The organism is Halomonas sp. 5021, assembly GCF_036663435.1.
In the GTDB taxonomy this organism is placed as follows: Bacteria; Pseudomonadota; Gammaproteobacteria; order Pseudomonadales; family Halomonadaceae; genus Vreelandella; species Vreelandella janggokensis.
In genome coordinates this window covers 72720-93620 of the sequence record NZ_JAXOVU010000015.1, presented here as the reverse complement: position 1 = coordinate 93620, position 20901 = coordinate 72720, and the positions used below count along the sequence as shown (strand labels likewise).

Sequence of the window (20901 nt, the reverse complement as noted above, 5' to 3'; positions counted from 1 at the left end):
GAACTCAGCAGTGAAACCGCTTCGCGCCGATGGTAGTGTGGGGTCTCCCCATGCGAGAGTAGGTCATCGTCAGGCACTTATTTAACGAAGCCCCGGCCATTTGGTCGGGGCTTTGTTTTTAGGGGTCTCCCCATGGACCCGTTTGTCGGGAACAAACGGGAACCGCTTTAGCGGGCCCGAAGGGCGAGTCTCAGGATGAGACGAGTAAAGTAGCGGAGAGCCGCCCTGATCATCGTCAGGCACCTATACTGCAGAAACCCCCGAGCACATCGTGCTCGGGGGTTTTTGTTATGGGGCAAACAAAATAAATCGAGTCTTATAAGTGCTATGATGCGCGTCGATGAAATCAACCAGCGGCTGATACCGTTTGTGATGGGTAAATTTGAGGTGAAGTGGTGAGTGAAGCGGTACCTACGTCATGGTTAGTCTATTGCCGTCCTGGATTCGAGCATGATGCACTGTCAGAACTGCAGCATCACGCCGCCTTAAATGAGGTTAACTGTGTACCGTCCTATGGTGAAGGATGGGTAAGTTTAACCCGTTCCGATGGTGAGCCGATCAACGACCTGCATCGCCAGGCCGCGTTTAACAGGCTGATTTTCGCGCGGCAGAGCCTGGCGGCTCTACCGGCACTGGCGCTATCCCGTGATGACCGTTTGACGCCGGTCTTGGAACAGATAAAAGCCAGCCGCTGGAGTTTTGAAGAGATCTGGCACGAAACGCCGGATACCAACGATGGTAAAGCGCTGGCGGGGCTGATCAAGGCGCTGACCAGGCCGCTGGAAAGCATGTTGAAAAAACGGGGGGCGTTAAGGCGGAAAGCCGGTGGGCGTCGGCTGCATATCTTCTGGACGGAGGGTGATCGTGTACAGCTGGGGATGAGCTTTCCCGGCAACAGAAGCGAGCTGATCAATGGTATTCGTCGTCTCCGCTCACCTTCACGTGCGCCCAGCCGTTCCACGCTAAAACTGGAAGAGGCGTGGCATGAGTTCATACCCCGTGAGGAATGGGATGCGCGTCTGGCGGATCATATGCAGGCGGCTGATTTGGGCGCGGCGCCAGGGGGGTGGACATGGCAGCTCGTTCAACGAGGTATGTACGTTTATGCTATTGATAATGGGCCCATGGATAAGCAGTTAATGGCGACAGGGCAAATTGATCACCTAAAGGAAGATGGTTTTACCTGGGAGCCCCCGCAGCGTCTGGACTGGCTGGTATGCGATATTGTTGATAAACCGGTACGTGTCTTGGCAATGGTAGAGCGATGGTTAACGCGAAAATGGTGCCGCGAAGCCATTTTTAACCTCAAGCTGCCAATGAAGAAGCGCTGGGAAGAGGTATCACGTTGCCTGGCGATGTTAGAAAACTCATTATCCCAGGCAAGCGTTTCGGCAGATATTGCGTGTCGTCATCTCTACCATGACCGTGAAGAAGTGACAGTGCACGTAAGACTGAAGCATTGACGTCATTAGTAACTGGCTTCATAAATTCGAATTGTTTCATCTTCTGTCAGAAGCGGTAGAATTTGCTGCATCGCGTTGGCTCGCGCTTCACTGTGGTGCCATTCATTCCAGGCACGCAGGTCGCGCCATTTGGTAATCATTAAACGACGGTCCGTGTGGCCAAGTTCAACAAGACTTTCGCCGCCGACAAAGCCGCGAGCGCCCAATGAAGCCCGCATGGCCTCGCGGGCGGCTTGTTCATACTCTTCTTCAAGGCCGGGCATAATACGCCGTTCAATGATGATTTTGATCATGGATTAAGTCTCAACTCCGAGGGTATCAATGTCTGAGATTATAAAGGATGTGCCACATCACGATGCGCTACTGGATACCAGTGGCCTTTATTGCCCTGAGCCGATTATGCTGATGCACAATAAAGTCCGCGACATGGCCTCTGGCGATGTATTGAAGGTCATTGCAACAGATCCAGCAACTACCCGCGATGTGCCCAAGTTCTGTCAATTTCTAGGCCATGAGCTATTGCAGCAAACTTCAGATTCTGACCAATATTGGTACTTTATACGCTTGGCATAGCCGATGTCTGGCCGCACGGGTTAGTTTGATAACCCGTGAGCCCCTTATTTCTGTGGCAAAACGACCATGGCCAGTGCGTCAAGGGTAGCGGGGTCTTCTTCCAGAATACGATTGGCAATATGGCGCTGAAAAAAGTAGACACTTTGATGCATCGACTTTGCGCTGTAAAGACAGTCATCCCCCAGCAAGATGGGTGTCATTTTTGCCCTATCTTCATCAGCAAGCAGTGCATCAACGCTACCGTCGCTATAAAGGCGCCAGCCGTAGACGGGCTTCATATGCCATGGGCTATTGGGCTGGTTCATGCATAACGCATGGGTGCCTAACGTATCGGGCAATTGCTGGATAAGAGTGATATCACCCGAGGGTTCGTATTCGAAATACTCCGCGGCGGAGGCAAGCTCATCGGCTTTGTGGTCTGGCGGGGAGGTGAAGATTTCTTCCGTTTCAGGGTCGCGATAGCCGATAAATCGGCCATCTTCATGGCGATGAAGTTCATGGCAATCGGTTAGCTGTTCCATCCACGGGACTAAACCGACGACATTGCCGTCTTCCCTGAGACCCCAGGCAAGCAGGGGCATCCCATAATAGCTGTCCGGATCCGACGCCAACTGATATACCATTTCCAACCCATCCAGCTCTGGCGCTAGACGCACAAGGGTCTTTTGCGCCAGTTGACGCTGACGTACAGAATCCAGGTCGATGACCTGGGCAGAGCGGGGTGACAGGGGTGCGCCCATAGAGTCCCTCCTTCGTACTGCGTGGCCACGACATTAGCAAACCAGACGTGCATCTGTTCGCCGCATACATCACCAATAGCACAGGTTGGCCTGAAGGTTAAGGGTAAACGACGTTTTAATTAGGCGTGCAATTAGAAAATTGAGCCCTGGCGCGTTCATGGGATTTTATGGTGGCCTGATAGCGTTGCCAGGGCGCATCGGGCGCCTGCAGTGATAACCATCTGGACTGGTAAGCCTGTATTGCTTCAGGCACCACGATGGGGTATTGATTAATTAAGCCATTGACCGCGATTAACCATTGTTGGGCAGCGTCAGACAGTGCAGCCAAACGTTGCTTGTTCCATCGGGGTAGGCAGGTTTCGTCTGGCGTGGCATGCTCATTCAGGTATTCGCTAGCGTCTTCAAGCCGTTGAGAGGCCAGCATGAGCGTGCGCAACATCTCGGCAGTCAATGGGCGCGCCCGTAGCGTATTAAGCTGTTCCTCCAGTCTTGATGAGTCCTGATGCCAAGCGAGACTGAATTGATGCTCCACCATTTGCTGCAAGTAGCGTACGGCTTCAAGCTGGGGCTCAATTGACGGTATGGCGTCGATCTTCAGAGGATGACTGGCCCGCGCAAAACTGTCGGTCCATTCGTCAGAGTCAAAAATGGCATTCCAACTGACATAGGGAAGTTGCGCTGTTTTGGTACTCATCAGCTTGTTCAGTCGTTCACGGTTTTCTGAGCTCAGCGTTTCAGGAACATCGCTTGTCCAGCATAATGTTAAACGTTGCCACAGCGTTCGTTCATAAAGCCATTGCTGGCTGGGGGGAGCGACTTTGCCCAGTTGATTATTGCGGGCGGCTACCAGGGATGTGATCTCGCATTCGCGTAAGGCATAGACGTTGAGCAATGAGTCGCGGGTTTCGTCGATGTCGAACAGGCGTGCTTCACGAGCCGGAAATGCACCGATATTAGGTGGTGAGCGCGTCTCGACAGGCCCGTCTGCTAGTGCGCTTTCAAGCTGCTGGTGGTAAGCCTCCCAAGGCGCCTCGGCTTGATGTGGGTCTGTGCAGCCGAGCAGCGTCAAGGGCAACACCCATATACAGTTAAAGCGTTTCATGCTGACTCCTTGATAGCAGAGGTGCGTCGGCTTATAACGTGTAGCCGCCAAGCCAGAAGGAAGGCAGCGGTGCTCAAGCCCGCAATCAAGCCGATCCAGTAGCCATGCACACCCAGCGGGCCAAGGACATTGCCGAGTCCTCGTGTGGCCAGCCAGTGACCCCCGCCAAGGCCCACCAGCCAATATGACAATACCGTAATGGCCATGACGATCCGCGTATCTTTATAACCTCTGAGGGCGCCTGCCAGATTCACCTGAAGCGAATCGGAGAGCTGGAAAATAGCCGCCAGGGCAATAATCGAGAGCGCCAGTGTCTGTATGGCTTGATTGGACGTGTAGAGTGCAATGACAGGAGCGGCCGTTATCCATAGCAACAGGCTATTTAATGCGGCGACAATGACGCTGATAATAATACCGTTCCAGGCCACACGGCGGGCATGCGACATGCGTTGTTTGCCTAGCGTATTACCGACACGGACGGTTAGCGCCATGCTGAGCGACATGGGGAGCATAAACAGAATGGTGGTGTAACTAAGAGCGATCTGGTGGGCGCCGACGGTGACTTCGCCAAAGCTGGCGATAAATAATGCAATTAGCGTGAAAAGGGTAACTTCGACGAAAATGGCCACGCCAATAGGGACACCGACCACCAGTAGTTCCTGGATGCCATGCCTATTGGGAAGCGATAAGCGCTGCCACAATGAGATGCCGTGATAGTGATCGGTGTAGTGGGTGTAAAGGCTCATCGCGATCGCCATGGTCCACATGGACAGCGCGGTGGCGATACCGCATCCCAGCGCACCCAGGGCAGGTAGTTGTTGTACTGTATCAGGTAACCATGGCCCTAGCAGGCTGACCAAGCCGTCGCCACCGTTAATCAGTAGATAGTTGGCAGGTATGTTGACAGCTAAGCCAACCAGGCTGATCCATAGGGCAGGCCGGGTATGGTTCATGCCATCCGAAAAAGCCCTGAGCGCCTGGAAAAGGGCGATGCCCGGCATGCCAAAGGCGACGGCGGCAAGATACGCAGCGGAGGAGTGTGCCACCTGCGTCGGCACTTCCATCAACTCGAAAATGGGCAGTACGCTTACCCAAAGCAGCAGTGCCGCCAAAAGCCCCAGTACGATGGCAACCCAAAGTCCCTGGTGCACCGCTGGGCGAATAGCGTTGTGGCGCTGTCCGCCCAGCAGGTGCGCGACAATGGGCGTCAGCCCCATTAGTGTGCCGGTCATGAACAGCATTAACGGCATCCACAGACTGGACCCCACCGAGACAGCAGCCAGCGCAGTGGCATCATGGCGACCTGTCATGATGACATCGACCACGCTCATCCCCGCCTGGGCCAACTGAGCGCCACAGATGGGAAGGGCCAGACGAACAAGTTGGCGCGTTTCAAGCCAGTCGACCGGACTGAATTTTTCCAACACACGACCCACGGGTTAACTCCTGAGCAAAGCGGCCCTCAAAGCTCGCTAGATTAGCAGGTATACTGAGCAAAATTATGCTGCAGATGAGGCTAATGTGAGTAACACCCAACCGCAATGGACGCTCGACGACGTGATGGCATTATTTGATGGCGTCTTTTTCGAACGTTACCAAACCCGCTTGGTAAAAGGTGACGAGGAGCCCCTTTATCGACCGGCCGATGACAAGACGCCTTATCATCAAATTATTTTTGCTCATGGTTTTTTTGCCAGTGCGTTACACGAAATCAGTCATTGGTGTATTGCAGGCGCCGAGCGTCGACAAAAAGAAGACTATGGTTACTGGTATTTGCCTGATGGCCGGGACGCTGAACAACAGCGGGCGTTTGAGCAGTCTGAGGTAGGCCCACAAGCGCTGGAGTCGCTGTTTGCCGAGGCGTGTAGACGTGAATTTCATGTCAGCGTCGATAACCTGGGTGGCGATGCCGCGGTTGACCGTGAGGCATTTGCCGAAAAAGTGTCCCAGCGTGCCGCACGCTACAAGGAAGAAGGCCTGCCAGTGCGCGCCAACGCCTTTGCTTGTGCGTTGGCGCGTTATTATCGCCACCAGGGTACGTTAACCGAGGCCGTGGCCCATGGACATGCCGTGCTGGACCAAGCGGACTCAATGGCGAGCGCTTAATCGTCCTCGGTCAGCCTCTGATGCAAAGACAGCATGACCTCCAATTCATGCTCGGGCCGCATGGGTTCCAGCCCCAGCTCGCTGAACGTTTCTCGGCGCTGGCGGTGCCATTCGCCAGGCGTAATGGAAGGATAGAGCGCCGATGCCGGCGCCAGCTCCACAAAAGGGTCCAGTCCATAGGTGTCGAAGAGGCGTGCCAGAGCGGCTTCGTCATCGCCGTTATCGCTGGTATATAGCGTCGTGGAAAAGTGGTCGTTCTCAAGCTCACGGATCACTTCAAGGGGGCTGACCCCCAGGCTCTCCAGCTCTTCGATGCTGTAGGCACCCATGGCATTGGTATCTTCCTTGATCCAGCTATCGTCCGGGTGAATCAATGTCTGTTTAACTCGACCATCGGTTAGCGACCAGGCAATGGCTAGGGGGAGGCCATCATCTTCACCGGTCTCAATGGCAATAAACCCTGGATAATCGGCCACGCTAGTACTCCTTTAAAGATTCCGTGGGAAGGCGGAAAAAACGTTGGGCGGTCTGTGTGGTGGCAGCCCCCATGTCAGCCTCGCTGATGCCTCGGGACTCGGCAATTTCCCTGACAATCCATGGCAGCAGGGCAGGTTCGTGGCGGCGCCCTTTAAGTTTTGCCGGCAGGTTACGCGGCAGCAAATAGGGGCAATCGGTTTCCACCATCAGCCGGTCAAGTGGTATCTCACCCACCAAGGGGCGTAGATGATGGCCGCGCCGCTCGTCACAAATCCAGCCCGTCAGGCCTATATGCAAGTCTAGATCGAGATAGCCAAATAGCGTATCGCGGTCGGCGGTAAAACAATGCACCACGGCCTGGCTGATTTCATCACGCCAGGCATGCAGCATCTCGCGCATTCGGTGGCCGGCGTCCCGCTCATGCAGAAACAGCGGTAAACCGCTCTCAGCCGCCAGAGCAAGCTGTGCTTCAAACGCATGCTCCTGTTCACGGGGCGTCGAGAAATTGCGATTGAAATCAAGCCCGCATTCACCCACGGCAACAACTTCCGGCCTTGCATGCAGCCTGGCCATTTCACCCGCTATCGCGTTATTCCACTGGCTTGCATCGTGGGGGTGTATCCCGGCGGTGGCGTAGAGGCCTGGAAAACGCTGCGCGAGAGAAACAGCCTGCTCGGCGTGCTCAATGTCGGTGCCGGTAACGATCATTGTGGTTACCTGGGCTGCCTGCGCCCGTTGAATGACGGCTTCCAGGTCCCGCCCAAAGCTTTCATGGGTCAGGTTGGCCCCGATATCAACCAGCGGCGCGCTCGGACGGAACTGCAGTGCGTCGGGTAAAAAATCATCGATATAAGCGGTTCCCAAGCGGTACTCCCCTTAAGTCGTAAATGGACCATTGTAACGCCACGCGTCAGCTGACGGCTATCGGTGGTTCGAGGCATAAGGAATTTGTGCCTTATTAACGTTGTCCGCCCAGTCCGCGCATGCGTTACACTGTGCGCCTCATAATGAAGGAGGACACTGCGTGACCCTGTTACGACTTGAACAGCTGCAACTTGCCTACGGCACCCAGGTACTTCTCGACCGCGCCGATCTCACGGTTGAGAGAGGCGAGCGGCTGGCGCTAGTCGGTCGCAATGGCACCGGTAAGTCTACCTTGCTGAAATTGGTCGCCGGCGATATCCAGGCTGATGACGGCTCAATCTGGCGGGCACCTGGCTTGAAGATTGGCGTGTTGGCCCAGGAGCTGCCCGACTCTTCCGGCATGACGATTTTTGACATGGTGGCGCAAGGGCTGCCAGAGGCCGGAGAGTTACTGTCAGAATACCAGCATTTGATCAATGACCCTGATCCCGACATGAACCGCATGGCCACCTTGCAAACCCGCCTGGAAGCGATTGATGGCTGGTCGTTCCATCAGCAGATTGACGTGGTGCTGACGCGCTTGGGGCTGCCTCCGGAAGCCGAGATGAGCGCACTTTCCGGTGGCTGGCGGCGCCGCGTCGCATTGGCCCGGGCGTTGGTTGCCCAGCCTGACCTGCTGCTGCTTGACGAGCCGACCAACCACCTGGATCTGGACACCATCGCCTGGCTGGAAGAGCAGTTGCTAGCGTTTAACGGCGCGGTGTTGCTGATTACCCACGACCGGGCATTCCTCTCCAAGCTGGCGACCCATATTCTGGAATTGGATCGTGGCAAGCTTGGGCGCTATCCCGGTGACTATGCTGAGTACCAGGCGCGTAAACAGCACGAACTGGAGGTCGAAGCGCGGGAAAACGCCGAGTTCGATAAAAAGCTGGCGCAGGAAGAAGTCTGGATTCGTCAGGGCATCAAGGCACGCCGGACGCGTAACGAAGGCCGGGTCAGGGCGCTTGAGGCGATGCGCAGCGAGCGCAGTCAGCGCCGTGAGCGTCAGGGAACGGCCAATCTGTCGGTGGATAGCGGAGAAAGGACCGGCAAGCGCGTCGTCAAGCTGAAAGGCGTCAGTCAGCGGTTCGGCGATGACACCATCATCCGCGACTTGAACCTTGAGGTGATGCGCGGCGATCGAATTGGCTTTCTGGGGCGTAACGGGGCCGGCAAAACAACGCTGCTCAAGATATTGTTAGGCGAGATTGAGCCCACAGAAGGTACTGTTCAGTTGGGCACCAACCTTAAGGTGGCTTACTTTGACCAGCTTCGCGCAGGACTTGAGCTGGAGAAAACGGTCTACGATAACGTGGCGCAAGGGAGTGATCGGGTCAGTGTCGGTGGCAAAGACCGCCATGTCATGAGCTATCTCCAGGATTTCCTGTTCACGCCTGACCGCGTACGTCAGCCGGTAAAAGCACTCTCGGGTGGTGAGTCAAATCGGCTGTTGCTGGCCAAGCTGTTCACCCAGCCGGCCAATGTGCTGGTGCTCGATGAGCCAACCAACGACCTGGATATGGAAACCCTGGAGCTGCTTGAAGAGCTGCTGCTGAATTTCGAAGGAACGCTGCTGTTGGTGTCCCATGACCGGACCTTTATGGATAACGTGGTCACCAGTATGCTGGCGTTCGAAGGTGAGGGCGTGGTTCGCGAATACGTCGGCGGCTATACCGACTGGATTCGGCAGGGCGGCAAATTGCCACCTGCTCCCTGGGAAGGGGCGGCAAGGCAGAACACCGAACCGACTGCAACGGCGGCTAAAGAAAAGCACAGCGCAACCGCTGCTCCGGCGCAAAAGCCAGTCAAGCTTTCCTATAAGCTACAGCGTGAACTTGATGCGTTACCTGCCGAGATAGAGCGGTTGGAGAACGATGTGGAAGCACTGGAACAGGAAGCCGCCGACCCGGCATTCTACCAGCAGGACGCTAGCGACGTGACGACCAAGCTGCAGGCGTTAGAGCAGACGCAGCAAGCGCTAGATGCGGCCATGGAACGCTGGATGTCACTGGAAGCGATGGCCAACGGTGAATAATCAGCCTGCTGAAGGTGCCGGCATCACCGGCACCTTCAAACGCATAAGGCATTATTCGTCGCTTTCTTCACCTTTTTTACCTACGCGAACCGCCAGTACGTCGCACTGTGCGCCGTGCAGTACGCCGGTAGAGGTGGAGCCAAGCAACAGGGCAAACCCATGGCGTCCGTGAGAGCCGACGACAATCAAGTCAACGCCGTGCTCTTCAGCAAAGCGATGGATTTCAGTATCCGGCATACCGACCACCACGTGTTGATCTGCCTCGGCAATGTGGGGAGCCGCTATGTCGGCCAGGCGTTTCTTGGCGTGATCGTCAAGCTGGTCCTGAATGCTGGTCAAATCCATCGGGATATCGCCGCCGTAAGCAAATCCCAGGGGTTCAAGCGTGTGCATGATAGAAATTTTGGCGCGGTCATTACGCTCGGCAATCGCGATGGCCCGATCCAGAATTTTCTTAGAGTCTTTGGTCAAGTCGACGGCAACCAGAATATGGTGATAGCTCATGGCCTATCTCCTCAGTGAGTAACAAGCAGTCTTCTGTATCTAATGCTCTCTACTTTAAGTGGCGTGCCTCATCTTAACAACGACCTGGATCATGGTTTTTATGCACTCTCCATTCAAGTGTGGCTCAGTTTGAAGGAAATGTAGAAATGGAATGGTTGATTATTGTGTTTATCATGCTGTTTGTCTTGGCGCCGGTGATGTGGCTAAAACCGAGCCCACGACAAAAGAGAACCATGGCCATGCGCCTGCACGCCAGCCGAAAAGGGGTAACGATCAAGCAGCAAAAGCCACCGCTTCATGGGTTCAGAGGCACCATGCCTGCTTACCGCTGGTACTACCCCCAGCAGCAACCCGGGCCTGATTTCGTGCTCGTCCGCGACCAGCACGCCAGCCAGGAACTCGAGCCCTACCATGCAGGGTGGCGCTGGCGCATAGCACCACTAAGGCCCATTCCCGGTGCTGCTGAAGCGCCACTTAAAGCGCTGCTGGAACGCCTGCCACTGGATGCGCTGGTGCTTGAGTCAACGCCCAATTCACTGACGCTGTGGTGGTGGGAATCGCAGAATGCCTCGCGCTTTGATACCTATCTGGATGATTTTAATCAGCTACGCGATCAAATGTCGGGCCAGGCAGATAGCCTTCCTCAAGAACCACCCTCGTCAGGAAGCCGCTTCCTGTAGATCGCGCGCCTGAATGGCCAGTCCGTTTTGCTCAATGCGTTCCAGCCATTCACCCAGTTGTTCCAGATCCTCCTCCGAGAGACCTTCGAACATTTCTTTGCGGGCTTCCTTTGCCACATTGTCAATCTGTTCAAGCAGTGGCATGGCCGCATCTGTCAGGTGGATACGTTTGCTGCGACGGTCGCTATCGCAAGCGCGCCGCTCCACCAGGCCCTGGGCTTCGAGCTGACTGAGTGTCCGAACCAAGGAGGGAGCCTCGACACCTATGGCCCGTGCCAAGTCACATTGCGGCTGGCCGTCGCCCAGGCGCCACAGATGATAAAGCGTCACCCAACGCGTCTGTGTGAGGCCAAGCGGCGCCAGGCGGCGATCCAGTATGGAACGCCATAGATGGGGCAGGCGAGCAATGCGAAAACCAATTGATGATGCCATGATCTGCTAGTTACCAGTCAAAATGAATAGACGGATTGTCATAATCTCGAGCGATGAATGCAAGACACGATCACTACTCTGCGTCGGTTTGGTCAACGTCTCGATCACGACCAGGGATAAAGCGCTGAAGATTCAACCTGCTCAAACCCGCCGGCCGAATGTCACTATCTGCCATCGTCGCCTTTTCGGTATCTTCGCTGACGGTAAACCGGATCAGGCCTAACCGCTGGCCGCTGTCTGTCATGATATCCACCCGCCAGCGGCCAGATGGATTCTCGGGGAAGTTCAGCTTGTGGCTCCAGGCTCGGTAACCTTCTTCCCGCCCGCCATTGATATCCAGATCGACGACGTCCAGCTGTTCACCATTTTGATGCCATACATGGGAAATCGTTTCACTCAACCCCCGTGGGGCACGAATGGCGGTATACACATAAAGACCGTTTTGCTTAACCGCCTGGGGGGTCAAGGCAATGGAGCCGCGGGGTTCTCGTTGCTGAATATTGAGGGCCGGTGACAACGCCGTGCCGGTCATCCATAAGCTGGCTGGTGGCACCCAGGCGCGCCCGAACCAGGCCAGGCCCGCCACTATTAACATCATGGCGAGTAACGGAAACCAGCCGCTGAATGAGCGTTGCCTCAGCAGATGCCAAAAGCTGGGTATTGCGACCACCAACATGGTCGCAATGGCCAGTAGCAAACTCTGCCCGGTGGTTAAGTGAAGCATGATCGGCAACGTGACCAGCACCACCAAAAACACGCACAGCGCATGGAACATGAAGTAGGCACTGCGCCAGCGGCCAGCAACCTTGTAATACAGAGGATCAATAATCGACAGCACCGCCATGGCCACGACGCAAAGTGAGAAGAGACTTTGGCCGCTGTTCCATACGGTGGTGATCAAAATAAACGGCAGTGTGAAAAATAGCGTTTCCTGGTGGATCATCTGGGCGATGAACGAGGCAACGCCTTTGGGTAGGGTGGGATAGCCTCGACGGGCAAGCCAGCGACCGACCAGACTTTCTGAGAGAAGCAACAGCCAGGCGAACAAAAGCCCCAATGCCAGCGCTGCCCCCAGCCATTGCTGGCGATCCACAAGAAAGAAACTGCCCAGGCCAGCCGCAAAAGCTAAAGGGGGCCACAGCCAGCTCCATGGTTTTAAACGAACGACGAGTCGTTCCACAAATGATTGCAAAGCGGCGATGCGCGCCTGTGTGAGCAGCGTGCCCATATAAAATAACCCGGATGATCAACGAGCCGTGATCCTAACAGTCCGAACGCCCGGCGGGGAGCGCTGGTCGAAGAAGTTTATAGAATTAGCCAAAAGTCAGGGCTTGACGTTCTTGGGTAACTCAACCAAGCTTACGCAATCAAACGACCGTATGAAATGCGAGGTGCGTCCCGTTGATTGGGACCACCCGAACTTGTGGAGAGAGCGCGGATGATCTATCAAGGCAATGCCATCACGGTGGAGCGTCGTGACACCCAGGGTGGCAATGACATCGCAACGCTCACTTTCGATTTGAAAGATGAGTCCGTCAACAAGCTGTCCAGCGCCGTGGTGACAGAGCTGGGAGAAGCGGTAAAAGCCCTTCAGGCAGAAGCCGGTTTGCAGGGACTGGTCATTGGCAGTGCCAAAGAAGCCTTTATTGTCGGTGCTGATATTACCGAGTTCCACACCCTGTTCGATAAAGGCGAAGAGTACCTGGTGGAAATGAACCTCAAGGTTCATGACATCTTCAACGCCATTGAAGATTTACCTTTCCCCACGGTCACGGCGATCAACGGGCTGGCGTTGGGCGGCGGCTGCGAAGTACTGCTGACCACCGATTTCCGTGTGATGAGCGAAAAGGCCAAGATTGGCCTGCCGGAAACCAAGCTGGGCATTCTGCCGGGCTGGGGTGGTTGCGTTCGTCTGCCGCGGCTGATCGGCGCCGACAATGCGATTGAATGGATCGCCGGCGGTACGGAAAATCGTGCGGACGCTGCGCTCAAGATGGGAGCCGTCGATGCCGTCGTCGCCCATGAGCTGCTCGAAAGCGCCGCGCTGGATATCCTCGACCGCGCTAATGCCGGCGAGCTCGACTATCAAGCGCGCCGCGACGAAAAGACCAGCCCGCTCAAGCTCAATGCCATCGAGCAGATGATGGCGTTTGAAACCGCCAAGGGTTACGTGGCAGGCAAGGCGGGGCCGCACTATCCCGCGCCGGTCGAAGCCATCAAGGTAATCCAGAAGGGCGCTGGTGAGGAACGTGGTCGCGCTCAGGCGATCGAGGCCAAGGCCTTTGCCAAGCTGGCGCTGAGCAGCGTGGCGTTCAACCTGGTGGGTCTGTTCCTCAACGACCAGGTGGTCAAGAAAAAAGGCAGCCAGTACGAGAAACAGGCGCAGCCGGTCAACCAGACGGCGGTGCTGGGCGCGGGTATCATGGGCGGCGGTATCGCCTATCAAAGCGCCTCGAAAGGCACGCCCATCCTGATGAAAGATATCAAGGATGACGCCATCGAGCTGGGCCTCAAGGAAGCCCGCAAGCTGTTTGCCAAGCAGGTCGAGCGTAACAAGCTGACCACCGAGCAAATGGCCGAGAAGCTGAGCAATATTCGCCCAACGCTCTCCTACGGCGATTTCGGCAATGTCGACCTGGTGGTCGAGGCCGTGGTCGAAAACCCCAAGGTCAAGGACGCCGTGTTGACCGAAGTAGAAGGTATGGTCAGCGAGAATACGATTCTTACCTCCAACACCTCGACCATTTCCATCAACCGCCTGGCCAGGAACCTCAAGCGTCCGGAAAACTTCTGCGGCATGCACTTCTTCAACCCGGTGCACCGTATGCCGCTGGTGGAAGTAATCCGCGGTGAGAAAACCTCGGATGCCGCGGTAGCCGCCACGGTCGCCTACGCGCGTGCCATGGGCAAAACGCCGATCGTGGTCAACGACTGCCCCGGGTTCCTGGTCAACCGAGTGCTGTTCCCGTACTTCGGTGGTTTCAGCTTCCTGGTCGAGCAAGGCGCCGACTTCCAGCACGTCGACAAGGTAATGGAGAAGTTTGGCTGGCCGATGGGCCCTGCGTATCTGCTGGACGTGGTCGGTATGGATACGGCGGTTCACGCCAACGAGGTCATGGCCGAAGGCTTCCCGGATCGAATGGCCCGTGACGGCAAGACCGCCATCCAGGTCATGTACGACAATGAGCGCCTCGGTCAGAAGAATGACAAGGGCTTCTACGCCTACGAAGAGGATAAAAAGGGTAAGCCCAAGAAAGTCACCGATGAAGCGGCCTACACCTTGGTCAAAGAAGTGGTAAAAGAGCACAAGGAGTTTTCGGACGAGGACATTATCGCCCGCATGATGGTGCCCCTCTGCCTGGAGACCGTGCGCTGCCTGGAAGACGGTATTGTCGCGACGCCCGCCGAAGCTGATATGGCGCTTATTTATGGTATCGGGTTCCCGCCGTTCCGCGGCGGGGCGTTGCGCTACATTGACGCCATGGGTGTGGCCGAGTTCGTCAAGCTGGCCGAAGGCCTGGCCGATGAGTTGGGACCGCTCTACGCGCCCACCGACAAGCTGCGCCAGATGGCTAAGAATGGCGAACGCTTTTATACCGCCGACGGTCAGGCCTAAATCACCACGTACAGGAGAAATATGATGAGTTTGAATCCGAGAGATATCGTGGTGGTCGACGCCGTACGTACCGCCATGGCCAAAGCCAAGAATGGCGCGTTTCGTAACGTGCGGGCAGAAAATCTATCAGCGGCCGTCATGCAGGCCTTGTTTCAGCGCAATGCCAACCTGGATGCCTCAGAAGTCGACGACGTGATTTGGGGCTGTGTTAACCAAACGCTTGAACAATCGATGAACATTGCGCGTAACGCCGCCATCATGACCGGCATTCCGCGCTCGGTGCCGGCGCAGACCGTCAACCGCCTGTGCGGCTCTTCCATGAGCGCGCTGCATATCGCCTCGGCCAATATCAAGGCCGGTATGGGGGATTTCTACATCATCGGCGGCGTCGAGCACATGGAACACGTGCCAATGACCCACGGCGTTGACGTCAATCCCGCGGCCAGCAAGCACGCCGCGAAAGCCGCTATGATGATGGGCCTGACCGCCGAGCTACTGGGTAAAATGCACGGTGTCTCCCGTGAAGATCAGGACAAGTTTGGCGTACGCTCCCACCAGCGTGCCCAGGCGGCGATGGAAAAAGGTTACTTCGATAACGAAATCATCGGTGTCGAAGGCCATGACCAGCAAGGCTTCAAAGTCATGGTCAAGAACGATGAAGTGATCCGTCCCGATGCCAGCATGGAGTCAATGGCTAACCTCAAGCCGGTGTTTGACCCCCGCAATGGTACCGTGACCGCTGGCACGTCTTCGGCGCTATCGGTGGGCGCTTCCGCGATGGCGGTGATGAGCTACGAGCGTGCCCAGGCCCTGGGCCTCGAGCCGATTGCCAAGGTACTGTCTACTGGTGTGGCGGGCTGTGATGCGTCCATCATGGGGTATGGCCCGGTGCCTGCTTCCAAGAAGGCGCTGAAAGCCGCTGGGCTTTCCGCGGCCGACATTCAGACCGTCGAGCTTAACGAAGCCTTTGCCGCTCAGGGCATTCCCGTCCTGAAAGACCTGGGTTTCCTGGATGCCATGGACGAGAAGGTCAATCTGCACGGCGGCGCCATTGCGCTGGGGCACCCGCTGGGCTGCTCGGGGTCGCGCATCTGTACAACGCTGCTTAACGTCATGCAGCAGCGCGACACCACCCTCGGTCTCGCCACCATGTGTATCGGCATGGGGCAGGGGGTTGCCACGGTATTTGAACGCCTCAGATAACCATGGCGTTAGCCAGAGCGTAAAACGGCACCCTTCGGGGTGCCGTTTTTTTCCGCAAGCGCTTGGGGTATCGGCTATTCGGCCTGAAAGGCGCTGCGATGGAAATTGGCCGCTGCCTCGACGTCTGCAATACCGCAGCTGTCCGGGACGGGGATTGTCTGGCCGGCAAGTACGGCAAGGACGGCGCGCGTCCCGTTGGCCAGCGATTCGAGGTTGTAGCCGCCTTCGAGCACAAAGACCAGGCGGCCGTCGCAGTGTTTTTCGGCCAGCTGCTGTAAAAAGCCGGTCAAGGCACCAAACCCGTCGTAGGAAACATTGAGGGCCAGGTCGTGCCAGTGCGGGTCAAAGCCGGCGGAGACAAGAATGATATCGGGTTTGAACCAGTCGGCTGCCGGCGCCAGGATGTCTCGAAACGCCTTGAGATAGGCTTCATCTCCGGCGCCCGCCGGTAATGGCACGTTGACGGTGGTGCCTTCGGCAAGGCCCGCGCCGACGTCTTGCAGATGGCCGGAACCCGGATAGAAGGGCGCGGCGCGGTGGATATCAAAAAACATCACGTCGGGCTCGGCCCAGAAAATATCCTGGGTGCCGTTGCCGTGGTGAGCATCCCAATCGACGATCAAGACCCTTTCGCACCCCAGAGCGCTGCGCGCATGCGCTGCCGCGACTGCCACATTGTTGAACAGACAAAAGCCCCGTGCGCGCACGGGCTCGGCGTGGTGACCTGGGGGGCGAACGAGCGCAAAGGCGCTCCGGGTACGTTTTTCCATGACGGCCTCAACGGCGGCAATGGCGGTGCCGGCAGCGACTTCGGCGGCGTCCACGCTGCCCGGTGACACGGCGGTGGTATCCACATCCAGCCAGGCATTCTTGCCTCTCAAATTGAAGATGTCGCTCAGGTAGGAGGTCGTGTGCACCCGGGCCAGCTGTTCATGGGTGGCAGCTTTGCCACCTTCGAAGACAAGCCCCTCGATTGGGGCTTTGTTGAGTAACTGTTGAATAGCTTTTAGCCGACCGGGGTGTTCCGGGTATTTCCAGGGAACAGAGAGCCCCGACAGCAGCTGTCGAATCCGTTTATCAATGCGGTCAGGTAGAAAATCGGCATCAATATTGGGTTCGTGGGCAAGGACGCGATCATCATAGAAGGCGATAACGTTATGCATGGTCATATACCTGAGTTAGGGCGCGCGCAGTGCAGGCGTGTCACTTGTTGGTACCCCAAGCGCTAAAAAGGTTGCTTATAGTAAGGCAGGCTTGACGGCGTTATACAATGCCATTATCCAGGCTAAACGCTAAATAGAGCCCCAACTCCTCCACCTGGGTGGCAAAATCATCCTGCCACTCGCCCTGCAGGGTGAGTGGCGGCTGTACCCAGCGCCAGCGCAGGCCGGAAACGATGCTCTCAACCGCTCGTCTAGTGCCTGTACCGTCAAGCCCGGCACGAATGTACAGGGCACATGGCAGGCCCTGTTTTTCCTCTATGACCCCGTAGTAGCTGCGATCGAAAAAATCCTTGAGCGCACCGCTCATGTAACCCAGGTTTTCCGTGGTACCTAACAGTATGCCATCGCAGGCCACTACATCGTCAGGACCGGCTTCGAAAGGGGTCTTGACAACGCATCGCACGTTTTCAAGGTCGCTGTGCGTCGCGCCGCGATAGGCAGCATCACTGAGCGCCTGGGTATTCGGTGAAGGGGTATGAGCAACAATAAGTAGTTGTTTCATTAGTTAACCTGTGGGGATGAGGTTTGCGTCTTTGCAGCGACATGCCACACTAAGCGTTAACCTATTCCAAGAGCCTATATGCCCACGAATGCCATGATCAATGTGTATTATGATGCGATCTGCCCTGGCTGTCGCAAGGATCGACGGCGCTTTGAACGCTGGGCAGGCAAGCGTGCCAGAGATATTGATTGGCTCGATGTGACCGAGCATCAGCAGCTTCTGCGCGACAAGGGGATTGCGCCGGAAGCAGCTTTGCGATCGTTGCATATCGAGCTGAGTGACGGGCGCATGATTGAGGGTATTGATGCCTATCGATTACTCATGCAGCGTATACCGTTATTTTATCCCGTGGCATGGTTGATTGGTTTGCCTGGTATCAAGCAGGCGCTGCGTCGTTACTACGATCACTGGGTGAAGAAGCGCTTGGAGCGTGAGGGCCGCTGGCCGCCCCAATAAGGCATTCTGTCGCCTGATGACATTGACAACGACGCGCTTTTCGACAAGGCTTTTGGCACTTCTCACTGGATGATCAAGGAGAAAGAAAGCTATGGCGTTTGCTCTATCTTCAATGCAGGTAACCAGCAGTGCTTTTGCGAATCATCAAGCGATTCCGGCTAAACATAGTGCCGAGCAAGATGATGTATCGCCTGCACTGGCTTGGCAGGGCGCACCTGACGGTACCAAGGGGTTCGCCGTTGTGTGCCACGATCCCGATGCGCCGCTGGTTAAAGACGGCACCTACGGGTTTGTTCATTGGGTGCTGTATAACCTGCCGGGCGATCTCAACGAGCTGAGTGAAAATACGGCGCTGGGTACCGCCGGTGCCAATGACTTCGGCAACCAGGGATATGGTGGTCCCATGCCGCCAGAAGGCCATGGTACGCATTATTATTATTTTTGGGTGCTGGCGCTTGACCATCAAACGGCCTTGCCCGAGGGCCTGACACTCGCCGAGTTGCTGCGTGAAATTGAACCGAACCTGCTAGGTATGAATCGACTGGTCGGCACCTATCAGCGCGACTGATGCTGCCATAGTAACCGGGGAGCACCATTCTCCCATCGTTTTTTGACGAAACCCGCGAATTTACTCGCGGGTTTTTTTCGCTCAGCATCTCGATAGTTTTATTGAATGATAATGATTAGCTTTTTTGATGTTATCAGCGGCGAACGTGTCAGGAAATTGCGCTATTTGATAAGGAATTTGCAGAAGGGCTTCACATCAAATTTATACAGGACTAAAATGGTCCTCAATTGAGTGGACAGGCCAAATGCAATGGCTAATGGGAGTCGACATGCTTAAGCTTTCCCGGCTGACAGACTATGCCGCCGTGGTCATGGCGCAGATTGCTCGTCAGCCACAGGCGTCACATGCGGCGGCAGACTTGGCCGATGCGGTGCAGCTGCCTCATCCGACGGTAAGCAAAACGCTCAAAATGCTGGTAAAAGCAGGACTTCTTGAATCACAGCGTGGCGCCCAGGGTGGCTACCGGCTCGCTCGGCCTGCTTCCCAGATTACGGCGGCAGACATTATCTCCGCGATTGAAGGCCCAGTGGCAATGACCGAGTGCAGTCAGGCAGAAGGTGACTGCGATCTCGTGGCCACCTGTGGCGTGGCGGACAACTGGCAGCGCGTATCGCTTGCCATCCGCACACTGCTTGAAAGCGTGACGCTTGCACATTTGGCCGATACCACGCCGATCAAGCTACCCGTACAGCTACCAATTCAAAGCATAAGTCTATCGGCAGCTACTGCATGACCAGCATGACCGATACAGGCACTTATCTCTTATTGACGGCGAGCTAACCTCGCCACCCAACTGCCCGGAGGGTATGACCATGGCAACCGAAGAAATGGAACAGTTGGTTCGTCGCGATTACAAAGAAGGCTTTGTAACTGATATCGAAAGCGACACCCTGCCACCTGGCCTGGACGAAAACACCATCGCCTTTATTTCTAAAAAGAAAGGCGAACCGGAGTGGATGCTGGAGTGGCGTCTGGAGGCGTTCCACAAATGGCAGGAAATGAAAGAGCCATCCTGGGCGCACCTGAATTATCCGCCGATCGATTACCAGTCGATTTCCTACTTCAGTGCACCGAAGCGTCCCGAAGATCGTCCCCAGAGCCTCGACGAAGTCGATCCCAAGCTACTGGAAACCTACGAGAAACTGGGCATTCCGCTGCATGAGCGGGCAGCGCTTGCCGGTGTTGCGGTAGATGCCGTGTTTGACTCGGTGTCGGTCGCCACGACGTTCAAGGAGCAATTGGCAGAAGCCGGGGTGATCTTTTGTTCGATTTCTGAGGCGATTCGCGATTATCCAGAACTGGTCAAACAGTACCTGGGGACCGTGGTGCCGCAGAACGACAACTATTTTGCGGCGTTGAACTCTGCCGTGTTCACCGACGGGTCCTTTGTCTTCGTGCCGGAAGGCGTGACCTGCCCGATGGAGCTGTCGACCTACTTCCGTATCAATGCGGCCAACACCGGCCAGTTCGAGCGTACGCTGATCATCTGTGAAAGCCGGGCTCAGGTTTCCTATCTGGAAGGCTGCACCGCGCCAATGCGCGATGAAAACCAGCTGCACGCGGCGGTGGTAGAGCTTGTTGCATTGGACGATGCCTATATCAAGTATTCCACGGTCCAGAACTGGTATCCCGGTGATGAAGACGGCAAGGGCGGCATTTACAATTTCGTGACCAAGCGTGGCGAATGCCGCGGCGCGCGTTCGCGGATCAGTTGGACGCAGGTGGAAACCGGGTCAGCCATCACCTGGAAGTACCCCTCCTGCGTACTACGCGGTAAAGACAGTATCGGCGAATTCTATTCTGTCGCCGTGACGAATGGGCGCCAGCAGGCCGATACCGGTACCAAAATGATCCACATCGGGGAGGGCACCCGCTCCTATATCGTTGCCAAGGGTATCTCTGCCGGCAAGAGCGATCAGTCCTACCGCGGTCTGGTGAAAATCGGCCCACGCGCCAAAGGAGCCCGTAACTTTACCCAGTGCGACTCGCTGCTGATTGGTGACAAGTCAGGTGCGCATACCTTCCCGTACCAGGAAATAGGTAACAGCACGGCCAAAATTGAACACGAAGCGACCACGTCCAAAATTGGTGAAGACCAGCTGTTCTACTGTCAGAGCCGGGGTATCACCGAGGAAGACGCGGTCAGCATGATCGTTAACGGCTTCTGCAAGGATGTGTTCCAGGAATTGCCGATGGAGTTCGCGGTCGAGGCCGAGGCGCTCCTGAACGTGACACTGGAAGGCGCGGTAGGCTAAGTGCGCGCTACGGTACCAGACAACTTTTATGAGCGTCGCGTAAGCGATCTGTAAGCATTT

At 56.1% G+C, this 20901-nt stretch carries 22 protein-coding genes and 1 rRNA gene; 12 read left to right on the top strand and 11 right to left on the bottom strand.

The annotated features are described in order from the left end of the window. Together rrf and rlmM are read left to right on the top strand one after the other, a co-directional pair. Positions 1-75: ribosomal RNA gene (gene rrf / locus R3F64_RS19460) — 5S ribosomal RNA — on the top strand; the annotation flags it as partial. A 317-nt stretch (positions 76-392) separates the two neighbouring features. Continuing rightward, positions 393-1463 (top strand): 23S rRNA (cytidine(2498)-2'-O)-methyltransferase RlmM, encoded by a 1071-nt coding sequence (gene rlmM / locus R3F64_RS17525; RefSeq protein ID WP_332612806.1) that lies wholly within the window; start codon positions 393-395, stop codon positions 1461-1463. A gap of 5 nt (positions 1464-1468) precedes the next feature. Here the strand turns inward: rlmM and R3F64_RS17520 are convergent, their stop codons facing one another. Continuing rightward, positions 1469-1756, bottom strand: a complete 288-nt coding sequence (locus R3F64_RS17520) for an antibiotic biosynthesis monooxygenase family protein (protein ID WP_066317450.1) — start codon at positions 1754-1756, stop codon at positions 1469-1471. 28 nt (positions 1757-1784) lie between these two features. Here R3F64_RS17520 and tusA point away from each other — a divergent pair, with 28 nt between their 5' ends. Then, on the top strand, positions 1785-2036 hold the full coding sequence (gene tusA, locus R3F64_RS17515) for a sulfurtransferase TusA (RefSeq protein WP_199285099.1): 252 nt from the start codon (positions 1785-1787) through the stop codon (positions 2034-2036). A gap of 44 nt (positions 2037-2080) precedes the next feature. Here the strand turns inward: tusA and R3F64_RS17510 are convergent, their stop codons facing one another. The 3 genes from R3F64_RS17510 to R3F64_RS17500 all read right to left on the bottom strand — a co-directional run bounded on the left by R3F64_RS17510 (position 2081) and on the right by R3F64_RS17500 (position 5314). Then, positions 2081-2776, bottom strand: coding sequence for a hypothetical protein (locus R3F64_RS17510; RefSeq protein ID WP_085919934.1), 696 nt, complete (start codon positions 2774-2776; stop codon positions 2081-2083). Positions 2777-2891: 115 nt separating this feature from the next. Continuing rightward, entirely contained in the window at positions 2892-3878 is a 987-nt protein-coding gene (locus R3F64_RS17505) for a DUF3080 family protein (protein ID WP_268902261.1), read from the bottom strand. Further along, complete coding sequence (locus tag R3F64_RS17500) at positions 3875-5314, bottom strand: MATE family efflux transporter (RefSeq protein WP_332612802.1); 1440 nt, start codon at positions 5312-5314, stop codon at positions 3875-3877. Before R3F64_RS17500 ends, R3F64_RS17505 begins: the two co-directional genes overlap by 4 nt. A gap of 124 nt (positions 5315-5438) precedes the next feature. Here R3F64_RS17500 and R3F64_RS17495 point away from each other — a divergent pair, with 124 nt between their 5' ends. After that, positions 5439-5984, top strand: a complete 546-nt coding sequence (locus R3F64_RS17495) for an elongation factor P hydroxylase (RefSeq protein WP_085919941.1) — start codon at positions 5439-5441, stop codon at positions 5982-5984. On the opposite strand, the gene R3F64_RS17490 is transcribed toward R3F64_RS17495, so the two are convergent. After that, complete coding sequence (locus tag R3F64_RS17490) at positions 5981-6460, bottom strand: hypothetical protein (RefSeq protein WP_085919931.1); 480 nt, start codon at positions 6458-6460, stop codon at positions 5981-5983. The genes R3F64_RS17495 and R3F64_RS17490 overlap by 4 nt on opposite strands. Position 6461: 1 nt before the next feature. Beyond that, positions 6462-7325, bottom strand: a complete 864-nt coding sequence (locus R3F64_RS17485; protein ID WP_264827023.1) for a TatD family hydrolase — start codon at positions 7323-7325, stop codon at positions 6462-6464. 160 nt (positions 7326-7485) lie between these two features. On the opposite strand from R3F64_RS17485, the gene R3F64_RS17480 reads away from it, so the two are divergent. Further along, positions 7486-9402, top strand: coding sequence for an ATP-binding cassette domain-containing protein (locus R3F64_RS17480; RefSeq protein WP_199285101.1), 1917 nt, complete (start codon positions 7486-7488; stop codon positions 9400-9402). Positions 9403-9453: 51 nt separating this feature from the next. On the opposite strand, the gene R3F64_RS17475 is transcribed toward R3F64_RS17480, so the two are convergent. Next, complete coding sequence (locus tag R3F64_RS17475; RefSeq protein WP_085919928.1) at positions 9454-9906, bottom strand: universal stress protein; 453 nt, start codon at positions 9904-9906, stop codon at positions 9454-9456. A gap of 146 nt (positions 9907-10052) precedes the next feature. Here R3F64_RS17475 and R3F64_RS17470 point away from each other — a divergent pair, with 146 nt between their 5' ends. Continuing rightward, positions 10053-10586 carry a preprotein translocase subunit YajC gene (locus tag R3F64_RS17470; protein WP_264827025.1) on the top strand — a complete coding sequence of 178 codons (534 nt, stop codon included), beginning with the start codon at positions 10053-10055 and terminating at the stop codon, positions 10584-10586. Here the strand turns inward: R3F64_RS17470 and slyA are convergent. Together slyA and R3F64_RS17460 are read right to left on the bottom strand one after the other, a co-directional pair. Next, entirely contained in the window at positions 10566-11018 is a 453-nt protein-coding gene (gene slyA / locus R3F64_RS17465; protein ID WP_264827026.1) for a transcriptional regulator SlyA, read from the bottom strand. The two genes, R3F64_RS17470 and slyA, sit on opposite strands and share 21 nt — an antisense overlap. A 73-nt stretch (positions 11019-11091) precedes the next feature. Beyond that, a complete protein-coding gene (locus R3F64_RS17460; protein WP_199285102.1) occupies positions 11092-12246 on the bottom strand; it encodes a DUF5924 family protein in 1155 nt (384 codons plus the stop codon). A 210-nt stretch (positions 12247-12456) separates the two neighbouring features. Here R3F64_RS17460 and fadB point away from each other — a divergent pair, with 210 nt between their 5' ends. Then, positions 12457-14634, top strand: a complete 2178-nt coding sequence (gene fadB, locus R3F64_RS17455; protein WP_085919924.1) for a fatty acid oxidation complex subunit alpha FadB — start codon at positions 12457-12459, stop codon at positions 14632-14634. Positions 14635-14658: 24 nt separating this feature from the next. Beyond that, the gene (fadA, locus tag R3F64_RS17450; RefSeq protein ID WP_442908839.1) at positions 14659-15837 is read left to right on the top strand and encodes an acetyl-CoA C-acyltransferase FadA; all 1179 of its coding nucleotides are present in this window, start codon (positions 14659-14661) and stop codon (positions 15835-15837) included. A 74-nt stretch (positions 15838-15911) separates the two neighbouring features. On the opposite strand, the gene R3F64_RS17445 is transcribed toward fadA, so the two are convergent. Both R3F64_RS17445 and R3F64_RS17440 read right to left on the bottom strand, forming a co-directional pair. Continuing rightward, a complete protein-coding gene (locus R3F64_RS17445) occupies positions 15912-17000 on the bottom strand; it encodes a histone deacetylase family protein (protein WP_264827030.1) in 1089 nt (362 codons plus the stop codon). A 100-nt stretch (positions 17001-17100) separates the two neighbouring features. Continuing rightward, positions 17101-17562: a flavodoxin family protein gene (locus tag R3F64_RS17440; protein WP_199285106.1), complete on the bottom strand. Its 462-nt coding sequence runs from the start codon at positions 17560-17562 to the stop codon at positions 17101-17103. A 78-nt stretch (positions 17563-17640) separates the two neighbouring features. On the opposite strand from R3F64_RS17440, the gene R3F64_RS17435 reads away from it, so the two are divergent. From R3F64_RS17435 to sufB, 4 genes are all read left to right on the top strand, one after another. Continuing rightward, positions 17641-18018, top strand: coding sequence for a thiol-disulfide oxidoreductase DCC family protein (locus tag R3F64_RS17435; protein WP_085919920.1), 378 nt, complete (start codon positions 17641-17643; stop codon positions 18016-18018). Between the two features lie 91 nt (positions 18019-18109). Beyond that, positions 18110-18586 carry a YbhB/YbcL family Raf kinase inhibitor-like protein gene (locus tag R3F64_RS17430; protein ID WP_085919919.1) on the top strand — a complete coding sequence of 159 codons (477 nt, stop codon included), beginning with the start codon at positions 18110-18112 and terminating at the stop codon, positions 18584-18586. A gap of 268 nt (positions 18587-18854) precedes the next feature. Continuing rightward, positions 18855-19319, top strand: a complete 465-nt coding sequence (locus tag R3F64_RS17425; RefSeq protein WP_264827034.1) for an SUF system Fe-S cluster assembly regulator — start codon at positions 18855-18857, stop codon at positions 19317-19319. Positions 19320-19398: 79 nt separating this feature from the next. After that, positions 19399-20841, top strand: a complete 1443-nt coding sequence (gene sufB, locus R3F64_RS17420; protein ID WP_085919940.1) for a Fe-S cluster assembly protein SufB — start codon at positions 19399-19401, stop codon at positions 20839-20841. The last annotated feature ends 60 nt before the right edge of the window (positions 20842-20901 follow it).